The sequence below is a fragment of the Galactobacter sp. genome (assembly GCF_022712295.1).
Classification (GTDB): domain Bacteria; phylum Actinomycetota; class Actinomycetes; order Actinomycetales; family Micrococcaceae; genus Galactobacter.
Genome location: NZ_JALAGT010000197.1, coordinates 1 through 10,964, shown reverse-complemented (window position 1 = coordinate 10,964; position 10,964 = coordinate 1). Strand labels below are relative to the sequence as shown.

Annotated in this window: 10 protein-coding genes; 1 reads left to right on the top strand and 9 read right to left on the bottom strand. The window is 64.4% G+C overall.

The genetic code is table 11. The features are described 5' to 3' along the window. The coding region (locus tag Q0A15_RS14305) for an aminotransferase class I/II-fold pyridoxal phosphate-dependent enzyme (RefSeq protein WP_291280198.1) at positions 1 to 583 on the bottom strand (583 nt) is incomplete at its 3' end. Between the two features lie 65 nt (positions 584 to 648). Next, positions 649 to 1,689: an L-threonine 3-dehydrogenase gene (tdh, locus tag Q0A15_RS14300; protein WP_291280197.1), complete on the bottom strand. Its 1,041-nt coding sequence runs from the start codon at positions 1,687 to 1,689 to the stop codon at positions 649 to 651. A gap of 83 nt (positions 1,690 to 1,772) precedes the next feature. Here tdh and Q0A15_RS14295 point away from each other — a divergent pair, with 83 nt between their 5' ends. Beyond that, entirely contained in the window at positions 1,773 to 2,666 is an 894-nt protein-coding gene (locus Q0A15_RS14295; RefSeq protein WP_291280196.1) for a LysR family transcriptional regulator, read from the top strand. Between the two features lie 3 nt (positions 2,667 to 2,669). Here Q0A15_RS14295 and Q0A15_RS14290 read toward each other — a convergent pair whose 3' ends face one another. The 7 genes from Q0A15_RS14290 to Q0A15_RS14260 all read right to left on the bottom strand — a co-directional run bounded on the left by Q0A15_RS14290 (position 2,670) and on the right by Q0A15_RS14260 (position 10,856). Beyond that, entirely contained in the window at positions 2,670 to 3,887 is a 1,218-nt protein-coding gene (locus Q0A15_RS14290) for a Gfo/Idh/MocA family oxidoreductase (protein WP_291280195.1), read from the bottom strand. 90 nt (positions 3,888 to 3,977) lie between these two features. Then, a complete protein-coding gene (locus Q0A15_RS14285) occupies positions 3,978 to 5,030 on the bottom strand; it encodes an ABC transporter ATP-binding protein (protein WP_291280194.1) in 1,053 nt (350 codons plus the stop codon). Further along, positions 5,008 to 6,027, bottom strand: coding sequence for an ABC transporter ATP-binding protein (locus Q0A15_RS14280; RefSeq protein WP_291280193.1), 1,020 nt, complete (start codon positions 6,025 to 6,027; stop codon positions 5,008 to 5,010). The genes Q0A15_RS14285 and Q0A15_RS14280 overlap by 23 nt, the downstream gene beginning before the upstream one ends. A 2-nt stretch (positions 6,028 to 6,029) precedes the next feature. Next, a complete protein-coding gene (locus Q0A15_RS14275; protein WP_291280192.1) occupies positions 6,030 to 6,941 on the bottom strand; it encodes an ABC transporter permease in 912 nt (303 codons plus the stop codon). Further along, entirely contained in the window at positions 6,938 to 7,861 is a 924-nt protein-coding gene (locus Q0A15_RS14270; RefSeq protein WP_291280191.1) for an ABC transporter permease, read from the bottom strand. Before Q0A15_RS14270 ends, Q0A15_RS14275 begins: the two co-directional genes overlap by 4 nt. A 42-nt stretch (positions 7,862 to 7,903) precedes the next feature. After that, complete coding sequence (locus Q0A15_RS14265; RefSeq protein ID WP_291280190.1) at positions 7,904 to 9,562, bottom strand: ABC transporter substrate-binding protein; 1,659 nt, start codon at positions 9,560 to 9,562, stop codon at positions 7,904 to 7,906. A 97-nt stretch (positions 9,563 to 9,659) separates the two neighbouring features. Continuing rightward, a complete protein-coding gene (locus Q0A15_RS14260) occupies positions 9,660 to 10,856 on the bottom strand; it encodes an ROK family transcriptional regulator (RefSeq protein WP_291280189.1) in 1,197 nt (398 codons plus the stop codon). Between the last annotated feature and the right edge of the window lie 108 nt (positions 10,857 to 10,964).

Below are 10,964 nucleotides of genomic sequence, written 5' to 3'. Positions count from 1 at the left end.
CCATGGAGAACACCCCGTCGGTGACGATCAGCGTCCTGCGGGCCCCACGTCCGTCGTCGAGGTGGGCGGCTTCCTCCAGGCAGCGGCGCAGGTCGCCCATGTCACGGTTGCGGTAGCGAAGGCGGTGCGCCTTGGAGAGTCTGATGCCATCGATGATGGAGGCATGATTGAGCTCGTCGGAGATGATGGCGTCCTCGGGCCCGCAGAGCGGCTCGAACACCGCACCGTTCGCGTCGAAGCAGGATGAGAACAGGATGGTGTCATCGGTGCCGAGGAAGTTAGAGAGCCGCGACTCCAGCTCGACGTGCAGGTCCTGCGTCCCACAGATGAAGCGCACCGATGCCATGCCGAAGCCACGCTCGTCCAATGCCGCCTTGGCTGCTTCGATCAGGCGGGGGTCATCGGCCATGCCCAGATAGTTGTTGGCGCAGAAGTTCACGACCTCCCGGATCCGCCCGTCCGCGCCCTCGACTGCGATACGAGGCGACTGCGCCGAGACGATGGTCCGCTCGTGCTTACGCAGCCCCGCGTCCTCGAATCCCTTGAGTTGGTCCTGCAATTGCTGCTTGACGCTGGTGTACATGGTGGCTTCCCTGCCCTTGCCTGTTCTCGGAAAAAGTCGTTGGTCGTCTGCGTTCACGAACCGGGTCAGCGCCAGTCCAGAACGATCTTCCCGGAGGCGCCGGCCCGCGCCGCAGCGAAGGCGTCCTCGAATCTGTCCGCCGGGACCACTTCGGTCACCACGGATTCCACACGCCGGCGCAACGTCGGGTCGGAGTCCAACATCGCCGTCATGGCATACCAGGTCTCCGACATCTCGCGGCCGTAGATGCCTCGCACCGTGAGCATGCGGGTGACCACCCGGTTCCAGTCCAGGTCGATGCTCTCCGTAGGGAGTCCCAGCATCGCGATGCGTCCTCCGTGGTTCATGTTCTCCACCATCTCCGGCAGCGCTGAGGGCTTGCCCGACATCTCCATTCCGATGTCGAACCCCTCGCGCATCCCCAGTCGGGACTGGGAGTCCCGGATCCGCTCACCGCCCACGTCGACGGTGGCATCCGCGACCGCAGCCATGGCCATATCCAACCGGGGACGGGAAACATCGGTGACCACGATCCGTCGGGCACCGGCATGCCTGGCCACGGCAGTGGCCATCACCCCAATGGGGCCCGCTCCGGTGATGAGCACGTCCTCACCCACCATGCGGTAGGCCAGAGCGGTGTGGGTGGCATTGCCGAACGGGTCGAAAACCGCTCCTAGTTCGGGCGTCACGGAGTTGCCGCGGTGCACCCACACATTGGATTGCGGAAGAACTACGAACTCTGCGAAGGCCCCGTCACGCTGTACACCCACCGAGACGGTGTCGATGCAGAGGTGCCTCCGCCCGGCCTTGCAGTTGCGACATACGCCGCAGACGATGTGCCCCTCCCCCGAGACCAGATCACCGACTTCCACCTGATCCGTTCCCTCGCCAACCTCCACAACGTCCCCGTAGAACTCGTGCCCTGGAACCAGGGGTGCCATAATCATGGCCGCTGCGGCCGCGTCACCAGCCTGGATATGCAGATCCGTCCCACAGATCCCGGTCGTATGTACTCGGATCTTGACCTCGCCCGGGCCGGGCAGCGGCTCAGGACGCTCAACAAGGGCCAGCGGGGCTGACAGGGATTCTTTGAATATCGCCTTCACACATTTCAGTCTGCTGGACCTAACGGAGCCTGCATAGGTCACGAGAGTTTCATCTTTCAGGCCTAATAGTTAAGACTAACTGTATGGATGTGACACAGCTGAAGACCCTCAGAATGCTGGATCAACTCGGCTCCCTGCGTGCCGTGGCCCAAGCCCTCTACGTCAGCCCATCAGCGGTGTCCCAGCACCTGACCCAGCTGCAGCAGGAGGCCGGAGAACCGCTGACCCGCAAGGTGGGTCGGCGGCTCGAACTGACCGAGGCCGGACGCCGCGTGTCGGATGCAGCTCAGGCGGTCTTCTCCGCGATGGAGGTCACCCGCGCCACCTTGCACGGTGCAGGGACCACAGAAACCGTCAAGGTCAGCATGTTCCATTCCGTGGGTCCGGTTCTGGCCCCGGCGCTGATGCCACTACCGAATGTCATGGTCTCCGACGAGGACGTCTCCATGGACGATTTCCCGGCGCTGACCATCAGCCACGACGTGGTGGTGGCTCACCGCGTGGACGACTCGGAGCCCTGGCCCACCACCGTCAGCTCCGTGGAACTGCTGCGCGAACCCTTCGACATCGCCCTGCCCTGGGACCATCCGCTGGCCAAGGCAAGCGAACTCAAGCCGGAGGACCTGGCCGAGGAATCCTGGGTCTCCTCGCGCCCCGGCTATTCCCCCGCGGACATCGTCCGGCATGTCTCCGCAGCGGCGCACCACCCGGTGAAGGTGGTGCACCGTATCAACGACTACGCCACGGTGGCCGCCCTGGTGGCGGCGGGCGCTGGGTCCGGTGGCGGGGTGGTCGCGGCACTCCCCCGCCACACGGCCGCATCCCTGGCGCCCTCCGGTGTGGTGCTGCGCCCCATGGCGGGCCGCCCTCACGAACGGGTCATCGAGGCCCTCTGCCAGCCGCAGGCGCTTCACCGCCCTGCCGTGGCCCAGGTGCTCAGCACCTTGAAGGAGGCACTGGAGCACCTTGCCGAATGAGCATCAAGCCTCGGTCTGCCCCCTCTCGAAGTAGGCGACCAGGTCCTCCGGCAGCGCCGGCACGTCTACCGCGCCGCCCCCGGCCCGCAGGGAACGAGCGGCCAGGTCCCCCGTCGCCACGGCCTCGCGCGCCGCGACTGGCGACGTATCGGTGGCCCCACCCTCGCTCGCAAAGCGCAGGAATTCCTGGATCAGCGCCGGATCAGCGCCGCCGTGTCCGCCGTCGGATTCCTCGATCGGCACCACGCGGTCGGGGTCGTGCAGACCGGAGTGACGAGTGGTCCAGACCCGGATCTCCCCTCCAGGCGAGTCCCCGAAATTCTCGATGCGGCCTGCCGTCCCGATCACGGTGTAGTTGCGCCAGTAATCCGGCGTGAAATGACATTGCTCGTAGGAAGCGAACACCCCGTTGTCCAGCCGCATCTGCACCATGGAGAGGTCCTCCACGTCCAGGTCCGGATTGAGGTCGGTCTGCTCAGTGGGCGGCCAGTTGTCGGCGGAGAACCAGTCCCACATACGACGGTCGGAGTTGTCGCGGCGCGAGGCCACGTCCCCGTAGACGGTCAGCCCACCCATTCCGGACACTCGTCGCGAGGACCCGCCGGCCAGCCAGTGGATCACGTCGATGTCGTGGGCACCCTTCTGCAGCAACAGGGTGTTCGCATACTCCCGTTGGGCGTGCCAGTCCTTGAAGTAGTAGTCGCCACCGTTGCCCACAAAGTGCCTGCACCACACGGCCTTGACCTCCCCGATCTCCCCGGAGGCCACGATGTCCCGCATACCGCGCACCACCGGCATGTGCCGCATGTTGTGCCCCACGTAGAGCCTGGTGCCGGTCTCCCGCGCAACGGCGAGGATCTGATCCGCACCCTCCACGGTGATGTCCAACGGTTTCTCGCAGAAGGTCGGGATGCCCGCTTTCAGCGTGCGCAGCACCACCTCGCGATGCGTGAAGTCCGGCGTCAGCACCACGATCGCGTCCAGTCCGGCGGCCAGGAGGATCTCGAGGTCGTCCGTGATCGTGGCCTCAGGCAGAGCCCGCGCGGCGTCCGCCCGTCCTCGCTCGGAGAGGTCGCACACGTGGCTGACCACGGACCCGCGCTCGGGCGCGTTGAGCTCACGGTGCAGCCCGGCGCGCAAACCGAATCCGACCATCCCAACACGCATCACGTGGGTCGTCGCGGCCGGGCTTGCAGCAGGCTGCTGCGTATGACTCGACATAAGCTTGATTCTCTTTTCTTACGTTTCCTGGACGGTTTCCCGCCGCTGTGTTGGTTGTGCCCGACGGTCCGGGCCGGCTTCCGCCGTCCGTCACCCAGCCGTGGCGGCGGCGGAGAGCGGACCGGGGTGGATACACGCCACCCGGTGCGGATCCGCACTCGGAGTGGGCAGGCCATCGTTGCCGTTCACACGGGAGATCAACTCTGGACTGTCCGTGGCGCAGGCATCTGTGGCCACCGGGCACCTGGTCCGGAATCGGCATCCTGACGGCGGGTCCACCGGCGAGGGTGGATCTCCCTGCAACAGGATCAGCTCCCTGGCCAGCTCCGGGTCGTTGCGCAGTTCCGGAGCGGACGAGAGCAGCGCCTGAGTGTAGGGATGCTGAGCTCTGACGTAGATATCATCGGTTGGGCCCTGTTCCACCACCTTGCCCAGGTACATCGTCGAGACCTCTTCCGAGACATGTCTGACGATCTGGAGGTCGTGGGCGATGAAGACGTAGGACAATCCCATCTCCTCCTGCAGATCCGCCAGGAGGTTGACGACCTGCGCACGCACGGAGACATCCAACGCGGAGACCGCTTCGTCGCAGATCAGCACCTTGGGTCCCAGTGAGAGCCCTCGAGCGATCCCGATGCGCTGCTGCTGGCCACCCGAGAACTGGTGGGGGAAGCGAGTGATGTGGTCCGGGTTCAGACCCACCAGTTCCATGAGTTCCCTGACCCGGTCTCGGCGTCGGTTGCGCGGCAGTACATCCGGGTGGATGGAGAAAGGTTCCAGCAACGTCTGCTCAACGCTCATCCGAGGATTCAGTGATGCGGCCGGGTCCTGGAAGATGAGCTGGATGTTGCGCCGCATGCGGCGGCGTTCCTCACCGCCCAGGCTGTTGATGTCCTGCCCCTGGAACAAGACCGTTCCGGAGGAGGGCTTCTCCAGCCCCGACAGCACCCTGGCGAGGGTCGATTTGCCACAACCGGATTCCCCGATGACGCCCAGCGTGGAACCTTCTCCAACGGTGAGGTCAACTCCGTCCAGCGCCTTCACGATCTTCTTGCGCATGAACGGCAACGGACGAGAGATCTCGTAGTGCTGGGCCACTCCCTTGGCCTGTAGCAGTGGCTCAGCCGGCGTAGAGGAGTTCATCCCGGTTCACCTCCTCGGCCTTGTGGCATTCAACGGTTCGGTTCTCTGCAATGCTCCGGTCCAACGGTTTGGTGGTCCTACAGTGGTCGTCTGCCAACGGGCATCTCGGAGCAAAAGGGCAGCCTTCGGGCAAGGACAACAGATCCGGCGGCATGCCGGGAATGGCCGGTAGCCGGGACCCGCGTTCCACCCTGGCGTCCACGGAGTCGATCAGGCCGCGGGTGTAGGGGTGTTGGGGGTTGGACAGCACCTCTGCGGTGGGACCGGACTCCACGATGTTTCCCGCGTACATCACCGCGACCGAGTCGGTCACTTCCCTCACCACGGAGATGTCGTGGGTGATGAGCATCAGACCCATGTCGCGGCTGCGTTGTTCTTCTCGTAGCAGCTCCAGGATCTGAGCCTGAACCGTGACGTCCAGAGCCGTGGTTGGCTCGTCCGCGATCAGTAGCTGAGGGTCCAGAGCCAGCGCCATCGCGATCACGATCCGCTGGCGCATGCCACCGGAGAACTGGTGCGGGTAGTCGTTGACCCGTCGCGCTGCGTCCGGGATCCGGACCCTGTCCATCATTTCGATGGCCTTGACCTTGGCTGCCTTGCGCGAGGCACCCCGGTGCACACGGAAGAGTTCACCGATCTGGTGACCCACCGTGTGGACCGGGTTCAACGCGCTCAAGGCATCCTGGAACACCATGGAGATCTGCTGCCCATAGAGCGCACGCCGCTGTTTGGGCGCCATGCCCAAGACGTCCTCGCCGTCCGCCTCGATCCGTCCACCGGCCACATAGCCGGGGGCATCCAGGAGTCCCATCACCGTACGTGCCGTGACGGACTTGCCTGATCCGGATTCACCCACGATCCCCAGCGCCTCACCTTGATGAACACTGAGGTTCACCCCGTTGATGGCTTTGGCTTCGCCGTGGTTCGTCCTAAACTCCACTTGGAGGTCGTGCAATTGCAGCAACGGCCCCTCGGCCGGTTGTGTCGTAGACGTCATGCTCAACGCCCCTTCGGGTCGAACCGGTCGCGCAGGGCTTCCCCGAAGAGGACGAAACCGAGCACGGTGATGGTCAGGAAGATGGAGGGGAACACCAGCAGGTGTGCCGCCTCGTCGATGTAGTCCTTCGCTGCCGCCAGCTGCAGTCCCCAGGAGACTGCAGGCGGTGTGAGTCCGATGCCGATGAAGGTCAGCCCCGCTTCGGCGGAGATCATGCTTCCGACACCCAAGGTCTGCAAGACCAGCAGCGGTGTGATGGCGTTGGGGACCACGTGCTTGGAGATGATCCTGGTGCGGCTGGCGCCCAACAACTTGGTGGCCTGGATGAACTCGCGCCCCTTGACCTCCAGCACCGCAGAACGCATGTAGCGAACCCCGCCGGGCCAGCTGAACAGGGAGAGCGCGAAGATCACGGTCCACAGGTTGCGTTCGTTGAACAACTGCAGCACCACGATGGCGGCCAGGATGAACGGGAGGCCGAAAGCCATGTCGCACACTCGCGAGATGACGGCGTCGACCCAACCACCGAAGTAGCCGGCCAGCGCCCCCAAGATCGCGGAGACCACGAACGCCACCGCCGAGACCACTACACCCACGGTGATGGCGGCCCTGGCGCCATAGATCACCTGCGTGTAATAGTCGCAGCCCTGGGTATCACGCCCGAACCAGTGCTGGGCCGACGGCCCCTCATTGGTCAGGAGCAGATCGCAGTGCGTGTTGGGGCCGTGCCCGAAGCCCACGAAGAGCTGCGGGAACACCGCGATCAGCACCATGATCGCCACGATGATCCCGGAGATGACCAGACGTGGCTGCAGCCATGAACGCCATTTGGCCTTGGCCCGGCCACGCAGTTTCTCCGTGGGTGGCAGGTGCGTCGGGTCCGGAGCAGCCGCTGTTGTTTCCGCGGTCGTCATAGTCTCACCCTCGGGTCGATCAAGCCGTAGGTCAGGTCCACGATGAGGTTGAACGTGAGGTACACGAGCACCAGCAACGAGGCGATACCGACCACCAGCGTGCCTTCCTTGTTGTTGATGGCATCCACCATGAGTCCCCCGATGCCGGGCAGATTGAACACGGACTCGATGATCACGGTGCCGCCCAACATTCCTGCCAGGCTCAGGCCCAGGTATGTAACCACCGGGATCATGGCATTACGCATCGCGTGCCCCCACACCACACGGGTGGGAGAGAGCCCTTTGGCCCGGGCGGTGGAGAGGTAGCCTGCGTGCAGCACACCTACCAGTGAGGTCCTGGTCAGGCGTGCCAGTCCGGCGGAAGCCTCGAGGGCCATGACCAGCGCCGGGAGGATGTAGGCCATGGGCCATCCGGACCCGATCCCGGCCGGGTCCACCCAGGAGAGTTTCACGCCGAAGAGCGTCTGAGCGCCCAGTGCGATCACGAAGACCGGGATACCCATGAACACCACGGTGAAGATCAACGCCAGGTGATCGGCGGCCTGACCGTGCTTGAGTCCTGCGTAGACGCCGATCACCAGGCCGATGATCAACTTCAGGACCCACGCGGTCAGGGCCAGAACCACCGTCACGGGCAGCCGTTCCAGGATCAGCCCCAGCACCGGACGCCCGTAGAAGTCCATTCCGAAGTCGCCTTGGAACAGCCCGATGAAGTAATTGAAGTACTGCACAAGGAACGGGTCGTCCAGGTGATAGGCGAGCCTGATCTGCTGGACGGTGGCCTCAGGCAGAGGCCGTTCGCCGGTGAGCGAGGCCAGCGGGTCACCTGGCATCAGGAACGTCAGCGCATAGATGATGAAGGTAGCTCCGATGAGCACCGGGATCATCTGCAGGATGCGCCTGATGACGTAGCCGAGCACGCGTTCACCTCCTTTCGACAGATGCGGTTGCGGAGGATCGGATCAGCAGTCGTAGCCGGCGCGGTAGAACTGCAGGTCGCCCTGCACGTCGTTGAGCACGGCGCACTTGGACTGCAGACCCAGGTCCGTGGGAACGAACAGCGGGATGGAGGGCATGTCCTCGAAGATCAGCGCCTCGGCATCGTGGTACAGCGTGGCGGCCTTCTTGGGATCCTGTTCGGCGTGAGCGGCCTTCATCTTCTTGTCCACGGCCGGGTTGGAGTATGCCGTGGTCTGGTTACCGTCACCACCGGTCTGGTACTGGCTCAGGAACTGGTCGGGAGACTGGTAGGACCAGCCCCACAGACCGAACTGGGCACCCTCGAGTTCGCGGTTGTTGGTGCGCTCGGAGAGGGTTGTACCAAGAGACTGCTTGAGCTTGACCTCGATGCCCAGGTTGTCCTTGATCATCTTCTGGATGGCCTGCAGCAGCTGCTGGTTGTCGGTGGAGCGGGCCTCGATCACCAACGGGCCATCGATCCCACCGGCTTTCTTCAGCAGTTCCTTCGCCTTTTCCGGGTCGAAACCACAGTCCTCGCAGGTGCCCTCCTGGTAGGAATCCAGGGAGTCAGGGACCAAGGAATCCGAGGCAGTGGCATAGCCCTTGAGGATGGACTTCGCGATGGCCTCGCGGTCGATGGACAACGAGATCGCCTTGCGCAGATCAGGGTCCTTCAGCTGCGGCAGGTAGTCGGGAATGTTCAGCGACTGCATCTTGGACTGGGTCTTCACCTCGTAGACCGCGTCCTCACCCAGCTGCTTCTTGGCCTTGTCCACCATGGGTGCTGGGACGTTGCGGATCATGTCCAGGTTCCCTGCCGTCATGTCCGTGTAGGCCGGGTCCACCGCCGTGTAGATCTTGCCGACGAGCTTCTTGGCTTCACCGGTGAACCCGTCGCCTCCCTTGAAGTCGTCCCACTTCTCCAGCACGACCTCCTTGTTGTGGTCCCAGCTGACGAACTTGTAGGGGCCGTTGGAGACAGGCTCCGCTGCGTATCCCTCAGGGTCCTTGAAGGCAGATTCCGGCATGGGGCAGGTCGGGTTGGTGCTGAGCAACTTGGGGAAGTCCGCCATGGGGTCCGTCAACGTGACCTTCAGGTGGGTGTCGTCCACGACCTCGACTCCGGAGAGTTCCTTGGTCTTGGCCTCGCCCTTGGCGGGGTTGAGGTCTTCGTAGCCCTTGACGTTCACGAACGCGAAGTTGCCGAGCCAGGCGTTGGAACCCAGTGCGGTGGCGTTCCACGCGTCGGCGAAGGAGGCAGCCGTGACCGGCGTGCCGTCGTGGAAGGTCCAGCCGTCCTGGAGCTCGATGTCCCAGTGGACGGAGTCCTTGCTCTCGACACTCTTGGCCGCAAGCGGCTCCAGTTCCTGCGAGTCGGAGTTGACCTCCATGAGGTTGGCGCACATCGCCATACCGATCTGCGAACCGGCATCGCGCTGAGGAACGATCGCCTTGGGTTCCGAGGTCTGGAAACTGAGGGTTCCGTCACCGCTTCCGGTGCCCTTGGAAGTATTGGAGCCGGACCCGCCGCATGCGGTCAGAGCCAGCGCGGCCACGGCGACGCCGACCACCGCTGCGTTACGGAGGCGGGCGCCCTTGGCTGCCCCGGCGGAAAGTGAGGTGCGTGGGTTCATGGTCTCTTCCTGGGTGGTGAGGTGCATCACTCGTTATTTTGACACTCAAAATAAAAGCCGACCAAAGAGCACCCTGTCAAACCCGAAACATGGATTTCACCCAGCCCGCGTCACGAGTCATGAGTCACGCGAAAGTGACCAGCCCCAACGGATCCTCCAACAGTCGTGCCACCACCAGCGACGCGGCCACGATGGACAGGGACAACCTGTGATCGGTCGACGCGGTGATCCGCGCAGCCACATCCGCTCCCGACCGACCGGACTCGCGTGCCGCCTCCCTGATCACTGGCAGGTGCCGCGGGACCTCCACCGGGGTACCGAACACCACGATCAACGCCGGATCCAACATCTCCCCCAGCACGGTGGCTGCGACACCCAAGGCCGCGTCCCTCTCGTCCACGATCCGACGCACGGTCGGCTCCCCGAGCTCGTCCAGGCGTTCCACGTCGTCATAATTGCGCACGCCATGCACCCCTGCGTCGATGCACCGCTGCACCACGGCGTCGTCCTGCCCCACCGTGACCAGGCACCCCGAGGAACCGCAGGCGCACGGAAGATCAGGGCCCCCGACCCTCAGATGATCCAACCCGCCGGCGAACGAGTGTGCTCCGTGCCGAATCCTCCCGTGGTCCACCAATACCGCTCCGAGGTCGGCTGTGGAGACGATCAGCAGGAAGTCCGGGGTATCCCGGCCGTGTCCGTACAGCAGCTCGTACTGGGCCGCCGCCCTGGTGTTGTGGTCCACGAGGATCGGTCCGGGAAGTCGGTCCGAGAGCAAGTCCACCACGGGCACCTCGGTCCAATCCGCACCCCGGTTCTCCTTGATGACCCCAGCAGGCCCGTCAACGATGCCGCCGGATGCCACGCCGGTGCCGAGAATCACCCGACCCTCAGCATGCTGGGCCAGCAGTACGTCTGCGGCGTCAGCGATCAGCCCCAGCGTCTGACTCGCGTCCCCCTCGTGTGCCACCAGGACGGAAGCCACCTCGGCGCCCAACAGGTCGGTGAGCACGACACCGGAGATCCTGGGGCCCAGGTGGATCCCGAGACTCAGGGGCCCCTGCGGATCGATACGCAGCGGGATCCGCGGCCTCCCCTGTCCCGTGGAGACGGGCGCACCCTCCATCACGAGTCCGGAACCGATCAGACGCAAAGCCACGGGCGTCAGCGTCGCCGCGCTGAGTCCGGTGGCCTCGGCGATCTCACGGCGCGACTGCCCAGGATGCAGGAAGATCTCTTTCAGCACCGTCGCCGCGTTGGCGCGCCGCAGGTGTTCCTGGGCGTTACCGCGACTGGGCCGTGCACCCGAGTTGGTTCCCATGCCAGCAATCTTGCCAGCCGAGACCAATTTTCCGAGACACGCGTTGCCCAAGACCACCATGCCAAACGCACGTGTGGTCCGGTTGCGTACGCAACCGGACCACACGTG

Bases quoted from the DNA above. Each gene is read 5' to 3' on its own strand.
- Q0A15_RS14295 (WP_291280196.1), top strand. From the start codon at position 1,773: ATGGATGTGACACAGCTGAAGACCCTCAGAATGCTGGATCAACTCGGC.
- Q0A15_RS14290 (WP_291280195.1), bottom strand. From the start codon at position 3,887: ATGTCGAGTCATACGCAGCAGCCTGCTGCAAGCCCGGCCGCGACGACC.
- Q0A15_RS14285 (WP_291280194.1), bottom strand. From the start codon at position 5,030: ATGAACTCCTCTACGCCGGCTGAGCCACTGCTACAGGCCAAGGGAGTG.
- Q0A15_RS14280 (WP_291280193.1), bottom strand. From the start codon at position 6,027: ATGACGTCTACGACACAACCGGCCGAGGGGCCGTTGCTGCAATTGCAC.
- Q0A15_RS14275 (WP_291280192.1), bottom strand. From the start codon at position 6,941: ATGACGACCGCGGAAACAACAGCGGCTGCTCCGGACCCGACGCACCTG.
- Q0A15_RS14265 (WP_291280190.1), bottom strand. From the start codon at position 9,562: ATGCACCTCACCACCCAGGAAGAGACCATGAACCCACGCACCTCACTT.
- Q0A15_RS14260 (WP_291280189.1), bottom strand. From the start codon at position 10,856: ATGGGAACCAACTCGGGTGCACGGCCCAGTCGCGGTAACGCCCAGGAA.